The sequence below is a fragment of the Pseudomonas sp. P7779 genome, from assembly GCF_013386315.1.
Classification (GTDB): domain Bacteria; phylum Pseudomonadota; class Gammaproteobacteria; order Pseudomonadales; family Pseudomonadaceae; genus Aquipseudomonas.
On record NZ_JACARZ010000013.1, the window covers coordinates 1 to 18,068 of the forward strand.

Consider the following 18,068-nt stretch of genomic DNA (forward strand, 5'->3'; position numbering starts at 1 on the left):
CCACCGTGCCTACTTGCGGCCATCGTGGTTGACGGGGCCCGCAGATCAAGATCAAAAGCAAGAGCACAGCGGCCTCCCGGCCGGCTTGAGTGTTAAAAGCAAAGACCAGAGCGAAAACAGATCTGCTTTTCTGTGGGAGCGGGCTTGCTCGCGAAAAACCTGAGAGCGCCGCGTTCATCCAGAATGCCCGCGTCATCGTTAACGACCTTCGCGAGCAAGCCCGCTCCCACATTTGGACCGTGCCCGCTTTAGATTTTGCTTTTGCTTCACAACACTCAAGCCGGCTGGTAGGCCGCTGTGAGAGCGCAACCCGATAGCGGCCATAACCGCAGCAACGGATATTCCCCCAACCCCATCACCCCAATTTCACATTCATGATAATCCGCGCGGTAAACACCAATTTCCCCTCCGCATCCAGCATCTCCACCGGCACCACCTTGTCACCCGCCGTTTGCCAGTCGATACCTTCGCCATTGGCCGTCGCCGTCACGCTGCTCTTGGCCTTGGCCAGATACTCCACCGTCATCCCCTTGGGAATCCACCGCGCACCCGCCGGCACGGAAACGTCCGTCATGGTTCCCGCCGCCAACTCCGCAGCGTTGCACATGGCAATGGCGTGCACCGTTCCCAGGTGGTTGGTGATGGCCTTGCTGAACGGCACTTCCACCGAGGCAAACCCCGGACGCAACTGGGTCATCAACGGATTGATGGTGCTGAAGTAGGGCGCCATCTGGCACGCCAGTTTGCTGAACGCTTCGGGGCCAACGCTGTTGAACATGCTCAGGGCCTGACTCATGGTGCTGCCTCGCTGATTAAATGAATTTTACGGAATATTGTTCCGTTACAGAATAATGTTCTGTAACGGAACAGTATTCTGCCCATGGGAAATCTGTCAAGCTGCCCGGGCTTGTTCTTCTTCACTGACCGAGTTCCTGTTCAGCATGCAAACCCCGGATCTGCTTCAGCGTTGCTTCCCTGGCCGAAGGGCCGAATTGAAGCGCGATATTTTCAAGGCAGCCCTGGACCTGTTCAACGAGCAGGGCCTTGAAGCCACCACCATCGAGATGATCCGCGCGCGCTGCGATACCAGCGTCGGCGCCATTTATCATCACTTCGGCAACAAGGAAGGCCTGGTCGCCGCGCTGTTTTTTACCGCGCTGGAGGATCAGGCCGAATTGCGTGGGCGCTACCTTGAATCGGCCAAAACGGCGAAGGAGGGGGTGTACGCACTGGTCCACAGCTATGTCGATTGGGTGGACAGCGAACCGCAGTGGGCGCGCTTCCAGTACCACGCGCATTTCGCGGTGACCAAGGGCCCGTTCGCCGCTGAACTGGAAAGCCGCAATCAGGCGCGCAACGCGATGCTGAAGGAGTGGATGGTGCTGCCTGGACGGGGTGATCAGCTCAGCCAGGTGCCCGCCGAACTCTTGCCATCACTGATCATCGGCCAGGCCGACAGCTACTGCCGTGCCTGGCTGGCCGGGCGCTCGGCCAGCAGCCCTCGGGTGTACCGGGAAACCCTGGCCGAGGCAGCGTGGCGCTCGGTAGGCGGCGCTTAGGGCGTCGCGTGCATCACGCACAGGGTGCGGGCGTTATCGCCACCCGATAGCGCTCGTCAAAATCATCCGCCAACTGTGCCAGCGTCACCTCTCCCAAACGCTGCAGCAGCAACGCCTGGGCATCGTCAAACGCCTGGTTCAGCGCCGCATTGACGGCCTGTTCCACCAGGCATTGCGGATGATCGGTGGACAGGCCGACGGCAAAGATCGACGACGTGCCAAGGGCATTGTGGATGTCCAGCAGGGTGATTTCACTCAGCGGCTTGCCCAGCATCCAGCCGCCCTGATGGCCTTTTTCCGAACGTACATAACCTTTCTCCTTGAGCAGGCCCAGGGTGCGGCGTACCACCACCGCGTTGGTACCAAGCATCTGCGCGATGGTCTCCGAGGTGGCGCGTTCCTCGTGGCGGCCCATGTGGATCAGCACATGGAGCATGCGCGAAAGCCGGGTGTCGTTTCTCATCTGCAAGCCTCTGGAGTTCCTGCCCGAAAGTATCGTTCGTAACGATTGGAGTTGCGAGACGCTTGACGAGGTATTTTTATGTAACTTATGGTGTGTCGTGAGTGCCCGACAACCGATGCAAGGGCCACCAGAGAGGTCATCTTCATGGTTTACGACGTGATTATCGTGGGCGGCAGCTACGCCGGAATGTCTGCCGGGCTGCAACTGGCGCGGGCTCGGCGCAAGGTGCTGGTGGTTGACGCCGGGCAGCGGCGCAACCGGTTTGCGGCCACGTCCCACGGTTTCCTCAGCCAGGATGGCCAGCCGCCGGAGCTGATCGCTGCCGAAGGGCGAGGGCAGTTGATGGAATATCCGACGGTGACCTGGGTGCAGGACGCCGCCGTTGAAGCGATTCGAAACCAGGATGGCTTCGTGGTGCAAACCCGTTGCAACGGTGAGTTCAACGCTAAACGCTTGATCCTCGCTACCGGCGTGGTGGATGAGTTACCCGAGGTCGAGGGGTTGAAGGAGCGCTGGGGCAAGCATGTGTTCCATTGCCCGTATTGCCACGGCTATGAACTGGATCAAGGCCGCATCGGCGTGCTGGCGACGTCGCCACTGGCCATGCATCACGCGATGCTGCTGCCGGACTGGGGCACCGCCACGCTCTTTACCAACGGCGCATTTGTGCCGGATGCCGAGCAGCAGGCGCAACTGGATCGGCGCGGGGTCAGCGTCGAAAGCTCGGCGGTGCGGCGGATTGTCGGTGAGCGGGCGGATGTGGAATTGGCAGACGGGCGGATGATCGCGCTGGACGGTATTTTCACCCTGTCCCGTACGCGCATGGCCAGCCCATTGGCCGAGCAGTTGGGCTGTGAGTTTGTCGAAGGGCCGACCGGGCCCTATCTGCTGACCAACGAGACGCGCCAGACCACCGTGCCCGGTGTGTTTGCCTGCGGCGATGCCAACCTGGCCGGCGGCTCGGTGGCGCTGGCGGTCGGCGAGGGTGTGCGCGCCGGGGTGGGCGCGCACTTTTCGATGATCTTCAACTGAGGTCAGCGCACCAGGCACGGCCGCTTGTTATCGAACGTCCAGCCCGGAATCATGAACTGCATCGCCACGCTGTCATTGCGCGCACCCAGGCCCATGCCTTTGTACAGTTCATGGGCGTGGGCCACGGCGTCCATGTCGATGTCCACGCCCAGGCCCGGTTTGGCCGGCACCTTGATGTGGCCGTCGACAATCTTCAGCGGAGCCTTGGTCAACCGCTGGCCGTCCTGCCAGATCCAGTGGGTGTCGATGGCCGTGATTTCCCCCGGCGCGGCGGCGGCCACCTGGGTGAACATCGCCAGGGAAATATCGAAGTGATTATTGGAGTGCGAGCCCCAGGTCAGGCCCCATTCGTGGCACATCTGCGCCACGCGCACCGAGCCCTGCATGGTCCAGAAGTGCGGGTCGGCCAGGGGAATATCCACGGACTGCAACTGGATCGCATGCCCCATTTCCCGCCAGTCGGTGGCGATCATGTTGGTGGCGGTGGGCAGCCCGGTGGCACGGCGGAATTCGGCCATGACTTCGCGCCCGGAGTAACCGTTTTCCGCGCCGCAAGGGTCTTCGGCATAGGCCAGCACATGATGCTGGTCGCGGCACAGGGCGATGGCTTCTTTCAGTGACCAGGCGCCGTTGGGGTCCAGGGTAATGCGCGCATCGGGGAAGCGTTCGGCCAGTGCAGTCACCGCCTCGATTTCGTCGCCGCCGCGCAGTACGCCGCCTTTGAGCTTGAAGTCATTGAAGCCGTATTGCGCCTTGGCCGCCTCTGCCAGACGCACGATGGCTTCGGGCGTCATCGCCTTTTCATGACGCAGGCGGTACCAGTCTTCGGCATCGCCTTCGCTGCGATAGGCCAGGTCGGTTTGCTGGCGATCACCGATGTAGAACAGGTAGCCGAGCATCTTCACCGCGTCGCGCTGCTGGCCTTCGCCGAGAAGGGCCGCCACCGGGACTTCGAGGAATTGGCCGAGCAAATCCAGGAGTGCCGCTTCCATCGCTGTGACGGCATGGATGGTGATGCGCAGGTCAAACGTCTGCAAACCCCGGCCCGCCGAATCCCGCGCGGCGAAGGTCTGGCGCATGGCATTGAGAATGCTCTGGTACTGGCCGATGGGCTTGCCGATCACCAGGCTGCGGGCGTCTTCCAGGGTCTCGCGGATGCGTTCGCCGCCGGGTACCTCACCGACGCCGGTACGGCCGGCGCTGTCGGTAAGGATCACGATGTTGCGCGTGAAAAACGGCCCGTGGGCACCGCTGAGGTTGAGCAGCATGCTGTCGTGACCGGCCACCGGGATGACTTGCAGGCCGGTCACGACCGGGGCGCTGTTGGCGTGGTGCTGGTGTTCTGTGTTCATCGTGTAGTCCTTATTTGCTCAAGACGGGGGCGGGTTGCAGCACGCTGCTGGTGGTCGGGCCGGGCAGTGTCCTGGCGAAAAACACCAGGATGGCCGCAAGGATCGAAGTGCCCGCCAGGCCATACAAACCGCCCTGGATCGAGCCGGTGGTCTGTTCCAGGAAACCAAAGGTGGTGGGCGCGACAAACCCGCCGAGGTTGCCGATGGAGTTGATCAATGCGATCACCGCCGCGGCGATGCGTGCATCCAGGTAACCCTGGGGAATCGGCCAGAACAGCGAGGACGCCGACTTGAAGCCGATCGCCGCGAAGCAGATGGCGATAAAGGCAAAGATCGGCCCGCCGGTAGTGGAGAGGAACATGCCGACGGCGGCGATCAACAGCGCCGCAGCGACCCAGGCTTGCTGGAACTTGAATTTGCCCGCCAGTGCCGCGAAGGCGTACATCGCGATGATCGAGATCAACCACGGGATGGAGTTGTAGAAACCCACCTGGATGTCGCTCAGGTCGCCCATCTTTTTAATGATGCTCGGCAACCAGAAAGTGGCGGCATAGATCGTCAGTTGGATGCAGAAATACAGGGCGCAGAACAGCATGATCTGACGGTCCTTGAGCAGCTTGCCCAGGGTCGGCTTGACCGTGGTCGCGGCGTCACGCTCGCGCTGTTCGCGGTCGATCTCGCCCACCAGCGCATCCTTTTCTTCAAGGCTGAGCCACTTGGCGTCGTGGGGTTTGGAGTCCAGCCAGAACCACACGAAAAAGCACAGCAGCACCGACGCCATGCCTTCGATGATGTACATCCACTGCCAGCCATGCAGGCCCAGGCCGGTGATTTGCAGCAGCACGCCGGACAAGGGGCCGGAGATCAGCGAGGCGAGGGCCGAGCCGCTGAGGAAAATTGCAATCGCCTTGCCGCGCTCGACGCCGGGCAACCAGCGGGTGAAGTAGTAGATCACCCCGGGAAAGAAGCCCGCTTCGGCCACGCCCAGCAGAAAGCGCAGGATGTAGAAGTGGGTTTCGTTCTGGATAAAGGCCATCAATGTGGCGGTGATGCCCCAGGTGAACATGATGCGGGTCAGCCAGATGCGCGCGCCGACTTTTTGCAGGAGCATGTTGGACGGCACTTCGAACAGCGCGTAGCCGATGAAAAACAATCCGGCACCGAAGCCATAGGCGGCCGCACCAATGCCCAGGTCGTGCTCCATATGGGTACGCACAAAGCCGATGTTGACGCGGTCGATGTAGTTGACGATGAACATGATCACGAACAGTGGGAGCACATGGCTCTTCACCTTCTTGATCGCGCGGGCCAGGACCGGGTCGGTGGCAGGCGCAGCTGTCGCAGGGCTGGAAGGGGTCACGAGGTCAAACTCCCACTGATTATTGTTGTGCGGGGACGTATTTGGGTTGTCGGAGATGTCTGACAACTTGATAGACATCATACAACTGCAATTTCAGAGATGGCAACCCTCTGTAGGAGCGAGCTTGCTCGCGAAAATCGTCAACGATTGCGCGGTTTTGTGCAATTTTTGCGCTGCGACGGGGTTTTTCGCGGGCAGGTTCGCTCCTACAGGTATTTGTTTGTTGTCATACAAGTTGGCTCGTCTAAGAATGCTAGTATTGCCAAGCGCCCCAGAACGGAATTCCTGATGCAAAACCCCAGCTCGGCACCTCATCGCAAGCGCTCCCCGGGCCTTGCCCACGACATCGTCACCGCATTGACCCAGCAGATTCTCCTGGGACAGATGGCGCCGGGTGAGAAGCTGCCATCCGAGTCCGCTATCGTGGGCGAGTACGGCGTCAGTCGCACGGTGGTGCGCGAAGCGCTTTCCAAATTGCAGGCCGCCGGGCTGGTGGAAACCCGCCACGGTGTCGGCACCTTTGTGCTGGAGCGCGACGAGCGCCACGGCCTGCACCTGACCCACGACACCGCCGCCAGCGTGCGCGGCATTCTTGAACTGCGCATGGGCCTGGAAACCCAGGCAGCCGCCCTGGCAGCCTTGCGCCGTACCGATGAACAACTGCAGCAGATGCGCCAGGCACTGGATGATTACCAGGACTCGCTGGCCAACAACGACAGTGCCGTTGAGCCTGACGTGCGCTTCCATCGCCTGATCGCCCAGGCCACTGGCAATACCTATTTCACCGACGTCATTTATCACCTGGGCCACTCGGTAATCCCACGCACCCGGATCAATGCCGAGGAACGCGGCGACGCGGACCTGATGGAGCTGGGGCGCCTGGCGAACCTTGAGCACGAGGCGATCCTGAAAGCCATCCGCCGCCAGGACCCGGACGCGGCCCGGGCCGCCATGCTGTTGCACTTGAGCAACAGCCTGGAGCGGATGACAGGAGAGTAGGCGGGGCTATTTGCTGTCCAGGAAGTCCAGCAGCGCGGCATTGAACAGCGTCGGGTCCTGCAGGAATGCGAAGTGGCTGGTGTTCGGCAGAATCAGCAGGCCCGCTCCCGGAATGGTCGCCGCGATGTATTCGGTGTGTTCTCGCTTGATCGCCTCATCGTGGTCGCCGTCGACAATCAGGATCGGAGTCTTGATGGACGCCAGTTGCGCGTCGGTCCAGTTGGGTTGGCTGGCCCACATATGGCTGATCTGCTCGACGAAGGCGTCGTACTCTTTTGGCGTCGGCGAGTGCCTGGCGTACTCCTTGCCGGCGCGCTCGATGAAGGCGGCGAAGGTCGGGTTTTTCTCTACGCCATCCTTGACCCCGGAGGTCTGGGTGTTGGCGGCAAAGGCAAACACCTTGCCGATACGGTCGGGATGGCGCAGGGCAAGATCGATACCGATGATTGCGCCGTCGCTCCAGCCGACGATATCGGCGCGGGGGATTTTCAGGCTGTCGAGTACGGCGACCACATCATCGGCCATCAAGTCGTAACCGAAGGGGTTCTCGTCCCGGGAACTGCGCCCGTGGCCACGGCTGTCGAGGCTGATGACCGTGTGTTTGGCGGCCAGCGCCTTGACCTGGTTGCCCCAGTAATCGGAATTGGACAGGCCACCGTGCAGCAGGATGACCGGCGAACCATGCCCGGTCTTGGTGTAGTAGACCTTGATGCCATTGACGGCGGCATAGCCGGTCTTGGCCCCCGCAATCGGCGCCGGGGTGGGCGGAAGGGTTTCCCAGCGTTCCGCGGCCTGAACCCCGGAGAGGGACAGCAACAGGCAGGCAGCTGCCAATAAGCGACGTGACATGGCGATTCCTTTTTTGTGAGCAGGTTGAGGTCATCCGGCCAGATGTGCGCTCGACTCTAGCACCGTGCCTACCTTGGGAAACACGCATTTTTTCCTATCATAAACGCCCTTTGGAAAGAGAAAAATACAGTTATATCAATGGAATAAATTTGTCTTTTGCAGCGGGTGGGCTAAGGGTTTCAACTGATGGTTTTTTCGGTCATTCCCGGCAGGGGCATTTTCTTCAATACCGCGATCCATCTTCTCCTTAAGGTTCAGCTCATACCCGCACAACAAAAAGGAATTGCAATGAGCTTGATCATTTCCATGGCCGCTTTCGCTTTGGCCACTTCCATCACGCCGGGACCGGTGAATGTGGTGGCCATCAGTTCGGGGGCGCGCTTTGGGTTTGCCGCCAGTCAAAAGCACGTGGCTGGAGCCGCGTTGGGATTCACCTTGCTGCTGGTGTTGATCGGCCTGGGGCTGCATGAGGTGCTGGTGCGCTGGCCGCTGCTGACCCAACTGATTCAATGGGGCGGGGTGGCGTTCCTGTTGTACATGGCCTGGAAGCTGGCGGTGGACGATGGGCGCCTGGACGCTGAAGGCACGGCCGCGGCGCCGTCGATGCTCTATGGGGCGATCATGCAATGGCTCAACCCCAAGGCCTGGCTGGCGTGTGTGGCAGGCATGGGGCTGTTTGTCGCCGATGGCGATGCGCAGCAAGTCTGGCTGTTTGCGACGATCTACCTGGTGATCTGCTACCTGTCGGTGGCGTGCTGGGCGTACGCCGGGACGTTCCTGCGCCGCTACCTGAGCAATCCCCAGGGCATGCGCCTGTTCAATCGCTCGATGGCCGCCTTGTTGGTGGCCAGCGTGGGGTATCTGCTGCTGGCCTGATTCAGCCGCGATATTGCCCGGGCGTCGCCGCCAGGTGCTGTTTGAACGTGCGCTGGAAATGCGCCTGATCAGAAAAGCCGGCCGCCAGTGCGACGTCGGCGATCAACTGGCCGCTGCGCAACTGGGTGCGGGCAAACTGAATACGGCGATTGACCAGGAATGCGTGGGGCGTCATGCCGTAATACTGCTTGAACGCACGAATCAGGTACGACGGCGACAGTTCAGCCGCCTGGCAAATGTCTTCGAGCTTCAGGGCCTCGGTGCAATGTTCGCGGATATAGTCGGCGGCCCGCTCCAGCTTGTGATTGACCTCGCGCACCGGGGTCTCCGACGGGTTAAGGCGTTGTTGCACCTCGGTGAAAAAACTCACCACCGCACTCTGCTTGTGCAGGTGTTCGGCGTGGTTGTCCACCAGCACCTCATACAGCTCGTTCAGCCCGCGGTACAACGCGACATCCGTGGTGTGGGTGGCGGTGAACGGACGAAAGTCCTGGTCCTTGCTGAAACCCAGCTGGTGCTGCAGGTCGGTCAGCCAGGCCGTATCGATATACAGCATGTGATAGGACCAGGGCAGATCATCAATGGGGTTGCAGGCGTGGACATCCCCGGGATTCATCAAGACCACGGTGCCGGTGCTGATCTTGAAGGTCGATGCCCCATGGATGTACAGGCTCTGCCCGGCCGTGATCGCGCCGATGGAAAAGTGCTCGTGGGCGTGGCGGGTGTAGCAGACCTTCCGCCCGTCGGCGATGGTGCGAGCCTCAATGAACGGCAGGCGTTCGTCGCGCCAGAAGGACGGGGCAGTCGGTTCGAGGGGCGATCGCATCACTACAAGTCTCACCGGGAAACAATGCAGTGAATGATTACACAGAAATAGGCCTGCAACGTTTCATTTCATGGTTTCGGGTTCCATTCTGCGCAGGAAACCGATCCGCGGATCTACGCCGTTGATGGCGTCTGCCAGGGAAAGGGGTTGCTTCGCCGCCGCTCGCGCCTCATCGGCGCCTACCAGCAAGTGCTGGTCAATCACGATGCTGGCAATGGCCAGGCTGCGTGGCGAGGTGAAGGTGTTGGGTACCACAGGGCCCGGCCCATAGACGGCAGGCAGCTCGGCAAAACGTTGGGCAATGACCGTCGCGTGTTGCTGCCCGTTGGGAATGGTGCCGCGCGCGTACGCTGACCAATCGATCGGCAGCGGGCTGCCTTGGGTATTGCCGGTGCGCAGGGCCTGTTCGAATATTTGCAGGGTCAGGCCCGGTAATGGGGCAACCTTCAGTTGCTTTGGGAGAAATTCGTAGAAGCGCTTGTCGCCGGCGTACCTGCACAACACCAGCACCCCGAATCTCCCGATGCCCGATGTCTGCCCGCCAGCACTGGTGCGTGACGTTTGCAGGCGATGGAATTCCAGGCTGCCATATTCCATGCCTTTACGGCTAAGCAGGGGCAGTTGTGACATCCAATACACGATCGACTGTAGCAGCGCGGCGCGCACCGCCGTGTAGCGCTTCTCGAACTCGGCCGCGAAAGTGGAATGGATTGACCCCAACTCATCGAACCGTGACGCCATGCTGGCGAAATCAACGTCCTTGAGGGGCGAGCGCCATTGCGTTGTGCCTTTGGTCAGCTTGCCTGCCATGTGCAACTGAACCAGGGAAACGGCGGTATTGGCGGCGATATCCGGCTCCGAGCGGTTACCAGTCCTGGCCTGCCATTGTATGACCATTCGCTCCAGATCGGTGCTACCGGCAAACACCCGCTGAAGATCCTGCAAGGCTATCTCATACAGGCTGGTATGCCCGTTCTTCTTCAACTCGGAACTGATCTGCAACTGGTTGAGCTGCTCGTTCAACGCGGCAATGGCGCGATTCTTCTGCGTGGTACTGTGCCCATCAACGTTTTTGGCCAGTACTCCGTTGGCCACGGCCCAGTCGACGATCGGCAGACTGCCTCGGCGAACCCGGCGGGAGGGCATGATGAAGTAGATCACCGCCATGAAGTCGGTGAAGCGCATGGCCCGTGATGCACCCGGTGTTTCAGCTTCGATCAGGTCCACGTATTGCTTGAAATGTACCCAGGTATGGGAACTCATGTACGACACCTCATCAGGGATGTCCCGCACCAGGAATTCCGGGGCGATGCCCGCCAGCAACAGGTGCGCGGCCATGGGTACGGCGCTGGTGCGCAGGACCTTGAACTGGACCATGGCTTCTACGGCGTTACGGACTTCATGGAAGGTCAGGCCCCAGTTGTAGGAATCGGTCAGGTCATAGCCGGCGACAGTGGCCCGCTGCTTACCAGCATTCGCGTCCAGGCTGAGAATCAGTGCGGCAAACAACAGTGCGTTTCTGCTGGCACGGGTGTTTGCAGCGCTGGCGTGTTCACCGTACCAGCCCACGGTTTCCGATAGCCGCGCGGCCAGTGCCTGGGCCGGGGGCGATGCCAATAGTTGGTGCAGCAGCAGATCAGCCTCGGCGCGCACCTGGTCACGGTTTTTTTCGCCGACGATTGTTTCGCTCAGGTAGTCGAACAGTTTTACGTCCTGGTTGGGCAGGAAGGCGGCGACGGTCTGCAGCACCTGTTTGCGTTGCGCCGCCAGCAGTGGCATCACCTGCAATGCCCGCCAGTAGTTGCCGTGGCGTGGCTGTTTGGTTGTCGGGATGCGCAGGATGCGTGCCGTGGCATGGGCTTCGTCACGGGTAGCCGGTAGCGCCATCTGGTAGAGGTTGAGTAACTGGCGCAAGCTGACCTGGCCATTGGTGCTGATGCGCCCGCCGGATTGGCGGGCCAGTTCCAACAGGGGTTCGGCCATCGAGGTCAGGCTTGAAAGCGGTGTGTCCGCACGGGTGAGTACCTTGGGCGCATCGTCCAGCGCGTAACCACTGAGTTCGCCGTCCGCGTTCAGTACATACACCCGGGCAAGGTTGAATTGGCGGGTGGCGCTCACGCGTTGAAAGGCCGATTCCTGGCGCAAGCCTGCGAGCAGTTGCGCCCCTTTGTCCACCAGCATGGCAAAGGGCGAGTCAGCCGCCAGGTTGAACGTCATGTCCTGGGTGCTAGTGAGCTGCGTATCGAGGGTGATCGACTTGAGTGCTGCTTGCATGGTGTAACGGTCATTGAGGACTGCGATATGGCGCATGTGTTTGCTGACGGCCACCAACGAGTGGGCGGCCGAGCTGACATAGGGAAACGTCGCTGCGCTGGTGGCGCGCAGTTGTTCCACCAGGACCTGAACGTCCCCTGCACTGGCAGGACGGGGTAGCCGATACGCCGTCATCAGCGCGGCCAGGCTGAGGCTGGCGTCCGGCAATATGTCGGTATGGGCGAGATTGGCCAGGCGCTCCAGCTCATCCCATTGCTGATTCAGCGCTGAGTTGTTGGAGCGATCCAGAGGTGAGGTATTGGCCTCGCGGCCGTCGGTCACGGCGATCACTACTTTTTGGTCGACGGAATAGCGGTAAGTGGGGGCAGCGCCTTGACTGGCAGGGTTGAGGCTCGCGAACTCTTCGCCCTGCGTCACGGCGTAAAGCAGCTGTGCCGCGTACTTTAAGGTGCTCGACAACATTGAGTCCGAGTCCAGCGTGCATCGTTGCAGGTAGAGTTGCAGCCAATCGAAAGGCGGGCTGCCGTTTGTACTTTGTTCCAGGAGCGTCTGCAGCGCATCGGCCAGTTGTTGGTAATCCCGCTGCTCTTCGGTCAAGCGCTTGCGCAGGGTGGATTTGAGCCGCCCGCTTTCATCGACACCGGGCAGCGTGTCGAGGGTATGGATCTCTTCGAGAATCACCTGAGCCTGCAAATGATTGGTCGGTAACGGGTAGCCATAGAAGGGCAATACCAGGTTCAGAGGCAGTGTCCTCGAATGAGGTTCGACGAGGTTTTCCATGAATGGCAAGCCGGCGTTGACCGTATCGATAATCTGCACCACCTCCAGGATCGGATTCGCGACGCGCCACCAATCAGAGTCTTTGTCCAGGGTGAAGGTGTACGGTGTTTTGACCGTGCCTTCCAGGATCGTGGCCTGCAGATCGCCGCCCCGAAACACCAGGCTCGCCAGTTCCAGGTCATGGCGTGAGGCCCACTCACGGAAGGCCGGGCGGCCGATGGCGTCACAGAAGAGCCGCACCCAGCGACCGAGCATGGTATTTTCCGGCACGCTGATCAAGATGGGTTCGGTTGCCGGGGTGGTGCCTTGGGCAACCAGTCTGATCAAACCGGCGATCAGTTCGGCGATCAGCACTTGATCGTCCTTGAGGCGCAATGCCTGGTGCTTGATCAGGTCCAGGGCGGAGGGAGAAATATTCTTCAACAGGTGGGACAGAAAGGGTAAGTCATCCATGGCGTTCAGGCTCTGTGCAAGGTCGCCCACGTGCTATGGGCGACCGGAGCCTGCATCGTCGGATGGGCCGGGCCAGAACAAAAGACGTACCTTCCTGACGGGGTGTAGCCCGAGTCGACTGCCGTTGCGGGCGCTACGGCAGTCTGGCGTTTGGGCTCAAAAATCCCAGCGGGTCGCCAATTGCAGGCTGCGCGGCTCGCCGTAGAAACCGGTACCGAAGTTGCCCAGGCCGGTGTAGTACTTTTTGTCGAACAGGTTCTTCACGTTCAACGTGGTGCTCAGGTGCTCGTTGAAGCGGTAGCGCGCCATCACGTCCACCAGGAAGTAGCTGTCCTGGGTAATGCGTGAGTTGTGGCCGAAATTCACCGAGTCGTTGGGATCGGGCTGGAACACATTGCCGAAGAACTCGCTCTGCCAATTCACGCCGCCACCCACGGTCAGGTTCTCCAGGGCGCCGGGCAGCCGATAGGTGTTGAACAACCGCACCACTTGCTGGGGCGTGGTGGTTTGCAGCACAGAGCCATAGACGTAATCGCCGTTGGCGTCACGGCTGTGCTGGTAGGTGTAGCCCGCCGCGACGTTCCAGCCGTCCAGCACTTCACCGGCCAGTTCGACTTCAAAGCCCTTGGTGGTGGCGCCGGCAATCGGGCGATATACCGAGTCGGTCTCAAACCCGGAAACGTACTGCGCAACGTTGTCCTGTTCGATGCGGAATGCGGCGAAGCTGGCGTTCAGGCGGCCGTCGAAGAAAGCGGCCTTGAGCCCGGCTTCGTAGGTGTCGCCTTCAATCGGATCGAGCAACTTGCGGTCGGCGTCCTTGCTGTTTTGCGGTTTGTAGATCTTGGTGTAGCTGGTGTACACCGACCAGATGTCATTCAGGTCGTAGACGATACCGGCATAGGGCGTGACGACGCCGGTCTGGCGGTAGGTGAAACGGTTGTCAGCCTTGGTCGGGTCGTAGAAGTCGGTGTTGTCGGTGCCGCTGAAGTTGCTGACGCGGGTGCCAAGGATCACCGACAGGTCATCGGTGGGTTTCAAGCGCGTGGCCAGGTACGCGCCGGTCTGGCGTTGCACGATGTCGTTCTGGCCGCTGCGGGGAATGTCAGGCTTCGGGTATTCGCCGCGCCAGTCGTAAATGCTGCCGCCCACGGGCGGGTAGATCGAGCCGTACACCGGCACGTCCTGCTTCGAGCGGGTGGCCATGAAGCCCATGATCAATTCATGCTCGCGCCCGAACAGGCTGAAGGGGCCATTGAGGTTGATGTCCAGGGTGTTTTGCACCTGGTCACCCTTGTATTTGCCCATGAACATGTACATCCCGTCGCCTGTGACCGGGTCCGGGTTGCCGCCGCTGGCGGAGGCGAGCAGGGTATCGTGCTGGCTGCGCTTGCGGTCAAGGCTGACTTTCAGCGACCAGTCGTTCGCGAGCTTTTGTTGCACCGAGGCAAACAGGGTCTGGTTCTGGAAGTCGCGGCGGCTCCAGTCGGCGGCCGGGTTGAAGGACCGCGAGAAGTCGGTGCGTGAACCGTTGCTGAAGTACATCGGGAAGCCGGTCCAGCTGGCGCCACGGGAGCGGGTGTCCTGCTGGTCGATGCCGAAGGTCAGCAGGGTGTCCGGCGTCAGGTCGGCTTCGAGGATGCCGTAGGCAATGTCCTTGGTGTTCTGGTAGTGGTCCAGGTACGACTGACGATCCTGATACACGCCGACGAAGCGCCCGCGCACGTTGCCGGAGTCGGTCAAAGGCCCGGAAATATCGCCTTCGGTGCGGTAGTTGTCCCACGAGCCGAAGGTCTGCGTGAACGAGGCCTTGAAATCCCGGGTGGGCTTTTTGCGAATCAGGTTGACCGTGGCCGAAGGATCGCCGGAGCCGGACATCAGGCCGGCTGAGCCCTTGATGATTTCCAGGCGGTCATACACCGCCATGTCGGTGCTGGTGGTGCCGTAGTCATACACGCCGTCGTAGGTGGAGTTGACCCCGTCGTACTGGAAGTTGGTGATCGGCAGGCCGCGGCTGGAAAACTCCCAGCGTTCGCTGTCGTAATTCTGCACGCTCACGCCCGGAGCACGGCGCAGGGTGTCGGCGATGCTGGTGGAGCCCTGGTCGTCCATTTGCTGGCGGGTGATCACTGTTACCGACTGCGGCGTGTCGCGCATCGACAACGCCAGGCCGGTGGCCGAGGCCATGGCGCCGGTAGTGTACGAGTGCGTGTCTTCGGTAGTGGCGCCCAGGCCTTCGCCGGAGATGGTGGTGGCACCCAGTACCAGGGCGCCGGTGCTGGCCGGAATCAACTCCAGCACATAGCCGTTGTTGCCCTGGGGCACGGCCTGCAAGCCGCTGCCTTGCAACAGCCGTTGCAAACCGCTGGCTGGGGTGTAGCTGCCGTTGAGGCCCGGGCTGGTTTTGCCGCTGGCCAGGCTGTTGTGGCCGGCGAAAAAGATCCCGGACTGCTCGGCGAAGCTGTTCAGCACGTTGACCAACGAACCCGCGGCGATGGTGTAGTGGCGGGCCGTTTCCTGAGTCGACGGCGACTCGGCGGCTTGCGCGTCGAGCGCGCCCAGGCACAACAAGGTAGCAGTAACGGCCAGCGCCAGTGGGCGCAAAGTGAAGCGAACGGGTTGCGACATGAACATTCCCTTTGGATCAAATCGATCGGCGAATTGAAAGCATCTGCAGGGTTAACCGAACGAGTTTTGGAAAAGGGAACTGACGGCTGAAAGTTTTTATGTGCCTGGGTGTTTGGGCCTGACCGTGACCCACCACGGCATGAGCGTGTCGACCTGAATCGGCAGCGCGGCCTGTAGCAGGCGCAGTGCGTGGTCGCTGTCTTTGAGGGGGAACGAACCCATTACCGGCAATTGCGCCACGGCTGGATCACAGCCCAGGTGGCCTGGGCGAAAACGATTGAGTTCGGCGACCAGTTGGCCAAGCGGCAGGTTGTCGGCCAGCAGTACGCCACGGCTCCAGGCCTCACGGGTGGCGGATGCGGGTGAATGGAGATTGAACCCATCGCGGGTGAAGGCCACTTGTTGCCCGGCCTCGATGATTCGTTGTTGCCGGCTGGCGGCGGTGCGCACTTCGACCCGACCTTCAAACACATTGAGCACGGTGCTGTCGCCGTCCTGCAACACGCTGAAGCGGGTGCCCAGGGCGCGCAGGCGGCCCTGTTGGGTCTCCACCAGGAACGGGCGGTTCGGGTCCTTGGCGGTCTCGATCAGCACTTCGCCGAAACGCAGGTGCAGCAAGCGCTGGACCCGGTCAAAACGTACATCCAGGGCGCTCAAGGCGTTCAACCACAGGCGACTGCCATCGTCCAGCAGCGCTTCGCGGGTTTCACCGCCGGCGGTTGCGTAATCCGCACTCCAGCCTCCCACCAACCGGGGCAGGGCGGTGTTGCGCCAGGTGCCCCAGGCCAGCGTTGAACCGGCACACAGCACCAGCAGGGTCTTGAGCGTCTGGCGCCGAGAGCTGCGCAACGCACGGCTGGCGCTGTGGGATTGCTCGGCCAACGGCGCAAAGCGTTGGCTGACCCGCTCTACATAACCCCAGGCGGCCTGGTGTTCCGGACTTTGCCCGAGCCATGCCTGCCAGTGCTGGGCAGCCTCTGGCTGATCCTGCAGGCGTACGTACCATTGGGCCGCTTGCTCAAGGCTGGCATGGCTGAGCTTTCCGGGGCTGTTCACTCCACGAGCATCCCGTCCAGTTCGGCTTCCAGCACCGCACAATGCAGCAGCGCCTGGGCCAGGTATTTTTTCACCATCCGTTCGCCTACCCCGAGCTGTTCGCCGATCTGCTTGTAGGGCGTACCGTGCAACTGCGCCAGCAGGAACGCTTCGCGCACCTTGTGGGGCAGCCGCGCGAGCATGGCGTCCACTTCGTACAGGGTTTCGACAATGATTGCCCGCTGCTCCGGCGACGGTTGCAGGGCTTGCGGCCGGTCCGCGAGGCTTTGCAGCCACGCTTGTTCCAGTTGGCGCCGACGCCAGTGATCAATGCACAACCCCCGGGCGACGGTGGCCAGGTAGGAACGCTCGCGCGTCTCATCGGCTTGGGCGGGCGGGCGCTTGAGTACCCGAATGAAGGTGTCATGGGCCAGGTCCGCCGCATCCCAGCGATTGCTCAGGCGCCGGCGCAGCAGCCCCAGCAGCCAGGAATGGTGATTGCCGTAGAGGTCGCTGAACGAGGTGGGCGGGGTCGACACAGTATCCATGTGGCGCAGAAGCCTTGGCGTAAATAAGAATTGGTCGCGATTAAACCAAAGGGCCGGGCACTGCGCAAATGATATTGGTTTGCTTTTGCGGCGCTGTCAGCGCCCACGCTTCTCGGCAATCCATGCGGTGGCCAGGTCGATAAAGGCCCGCAGTTTCGGTTGGCTCTGGGTTCGGGCGGGGAAATACAGGTACAGCCCGCTGCTTGGCGGTACGAAAGATTGCAGCACGGGCTCCAGTGCGCCTGAAGCCAGGTCCTCCATGACCTCGAAATCACTCACGTACGCCAGGCCCTGGCCGGCCCGCGCGGCGGCGATCATCAGGTTGCGGTCATTGACGATCAACCCGCCTTGAACGCCGACCGTAAATTCCCGGCCCGCCCGCTCGAATTCCCAGCGGTGTGCCATGCCCGAGGTCAGGAAGCGATAACCGATGGTTTGATGGGCCGTGAGCGCTTCCGGCGTCGTCGGCTTGCCGGCCTTGGCAAAATAGGCGGGAGAGCCCACCACCGACCAGTTCAGGTCCGGGGTCAGGCGCACGGCAACCATGTCTTTGTCGATGGATTCCCCCAGGCGAATACCGGCGTCGAAGCCCTCGGTCACCAGGTCCACCGTGGCATCGTCGAGGGAAATATCCAGTACCACATCGGGAAAGGCCTCGCGAAAACGCGGGATCAACGGCTCGATCAGCAACTTGCCCGACAACCTTGGCACCGTCAGCCGCAGGGTGCCCATGGGCCGGTCGCGGTAGCCACTGAGGGCCGCCAGCGCTTCGTCAATCTCCCCGGCGGCGGGGCGCAGGCGGCTGTAAAGCGTCATGCCGGCCTCGGTCAACGCTACCCGGCGCGTGGTGCGCTGGAACAGCACCACACCCGTGCGCTTCTCCAGGGTTTTCACCGCATGGCTGACCGCCGTCGGTGTTACGCCGAGGCGTGCAGCGGCCTGGGTGAAGCTCTTCAGTTCGGCCACGGCGAGAAATTCGGTCAAGCCATTGAAGGGATCAAGGTTCATCGGTCAGCCATTATGAAATTCTGTTTCAG

Annotated in this window: 15 protein-coding genes; 4 read left to right on the forward strand and 11 right to left on the reverse strand. The window is 61.4% G+C overall.

The window, feature by feature from the left end; all coding sequences use genetic code 11:
* Positions 1-355 precede the first annotated feature (355 nt).
* Complete coding sequence (locus HX869_RS04140; RefSeq protein ID WP_008435232.1) at positions 356-796, reverse strand: hotdog fold domain-containing protein; 441 nt, start codon at positions 794-796, stop codon at positions 356-358.
* A 145-nt stretch (positions 797-941) separates the two neighbouring features.
* Between HX869_RS04140 and HX869_RS04145 the strand changes: the two genes are divergently transcribed.
* On the forward strand, positions 942-1,559 hold the full coding sequence (locus tag HX869_RS04145; RefSeq protein ID WP_087692405.1) for a TetR/AcrR family transcriptional regulator: 618 nt from the start codon (positions 942-944) through the stop codon (positions 1,557-1,559).
* Positions 1,560-1,572: 13 nt separating this feature from the next.
* Here HX869_RS04145 and HX869_RS04150 read toward each other — a convergent pair whose 3' ends face one another.
* Entirely contained in the window at positions 1,573-2,022 is a 450-nt protein-coding gene (locus HX869_RS04150; RefSeq protein ID WP_008435227.1) for an Rrf2 family transcriptional regulator, read from the reverse strand.
* 144 nt (positions 2,023-2,166) lie between these two features.
* Here HX869_RS04150 and HX869_RS04155 point away from each other — a divergent pair, with 144 nt between their 5' ends.
* Positions 2,167-3,054, forward strand: coding sequence for an NAD(P)/FAD-dependent oxidoreductase (locus HX869_RS04155; RefSeq protein WP_178902773.1), 888 nt, complete (start codon positions 2,167-2,169; stop codon positions 3,052-3,054).
* Positions 3,055-3,056: 2 nt separating this feature from the next.
* On the opposite strand, the gene gudD is transcribed toward HX869_RS04155, so the two are convergent.
* Both gudD and HX869_RS04165 read right to left on the reverse strand, forming a co-directional pair.
* Positions 3,057-4,406, reverse strand: coding sequence for a glucarate dehydratase (gene gudD, locus HX869_RS04160; protein ID WP_178902774.1), 1,350 nt, complete (start codon positions 4,404-4,406; stop codon positions 3,057-3,059).
* Between the two features lie 10 nt (positions 4,407-4,416).
* A complete protein-coding gene (locus HX869_RS04165) occupies positions 4,417-5,766 on the reverse strand; it encodes an MFS transporter (RefSeq protein WP_008435222.1) in 1,350 nt (449 codons plus the stop codon).
* 288 nt (positions 5,767-6,054) lie between these two features.
* On the opposite strand from HX869_RS04165, the gene HX869_RS04170 reads away from it, so the two are divergent.
* The gene (locus tag HX869_RS04170; RefSeq protein ID WP_008435219.1) at positions 6,055-6,765 is read left to right on the forward strand and encodes a FadR/GntR family transcriptional regulator; all 711 of its coding nucleotides are present in this window, start codon (positions 6,055-6,057) and stop codon (positions 6,763-6,765) included.
* A 6-nt stretch (positions 6,766-6,771) separates the two neighbouring features.
* Here HX869_RS04170 and HX869_RS04175 read toward each other — a convergent pair whose 3' ends face one another.
* Positions 6,772-7,614, reverse strand: a complete 843-nt coding sequence (locus tag HX869_RS04175; protein WP_003207440.1) for an alpha/beta fold hydrolase — start codon at positions 7,612-7,614, stop codon at positions 6,772-6,774.
* Positions 7,615-7,902: 288 nt separating this feature from the next.
* On the opposite strand from HX869_RS04175, the gene HX869_RS04180 reads away from it, so the two are divergent.
* Complete coding sequence (locus HX869_RS04180; RefSeq protein WP_003207442.1) at positions 7,903-8,490, forward strand: LysE family translocator; 588 nt, start codon at positions 7,903-7,905, stop codon at positions 8,488-8,490.
* A gap of 1 nt (position 8,491) precedes the next feature.
* Here HX869_RS04180 and HX869_RS04185 read toward each other — a convergent pair whose 3' ends face one another.
* From HX869_RS04185 to HX869_RS04210, 6 genes are all read right to left on the reverse strand, one after another.
* Positions 8,492-9,316, reverse strand: a complete 825-nt coding sequence (locus tag HX869_RS04185; protein WP_003207444.1) for an AraC family transcriptional regulator — start codon at positions 9,314-9,316, stop codon at positions 8,492-8,494.
* A gap of 63 nt (positions 9,317-9,379) precedes the next feature.
* On the reverse strand, positions 9,380-12,823 hold the full coding sequence (locus HX869_RS04190; RefSeq protein ID WP_178902775.1) for a hypothetical protein: 3,444 nt from the start codon (positions 12,821-12,823) through the stop codon (positions 9,380-9,382).
* A gap of 156 nt (positions 12,824-12,979) precedes the next feature.
* Positions 12,980-15,448, reverse strand: a complete 2,469-nt coding sequence (locus tag HX869_RS04195) for a TonB-dependent siderophore receptor (protein WP_372865089.1) — start codon at positions 15,446-15,448, stop codon at positions 12,980-12,982.
* A 96-nt stretch (positions 15,449-15,544) separates the two neighbouring features.
* Positions 15,545-16,504 (reverse strand): FecR domain-containing protein, encoded by a 960-nt coding sequence (locus tag HX869_RS04200; RefSeq protein WP_102368871.1) that lies wholly within the window; start codon positions 16,502-16,504, stop codon positions 15,545-15,547.
* Entirely contained in the window at positions 16,501-17,031 is a 531-nt protein-coding gene (locus HX869_RS04205) for a sigma-70 family RNA polymerase sigma factor (protein ID WP_178902777.1), read from the reverse strand. The genes HX869_RS04200 and HX869_RS04205 overlap by 4 nt, the downstream gene beginning before the upstream one ends.
* Positions 17,032-17,127: 96 nt before the next feature.
* On the reverse strand, positions 17,128-18,039 hold the full coding sequence (locus HX869_RS04210; protein WP_003207454.1) for a LysR family transcriptional regulator: 912 nt from the start codon (positions 18,037-18,039) through the stop codon (positions 17,128-17,130).
* Between the last annotated feature and the right edge of the window lie 29 nt (positions 18,040-18,068).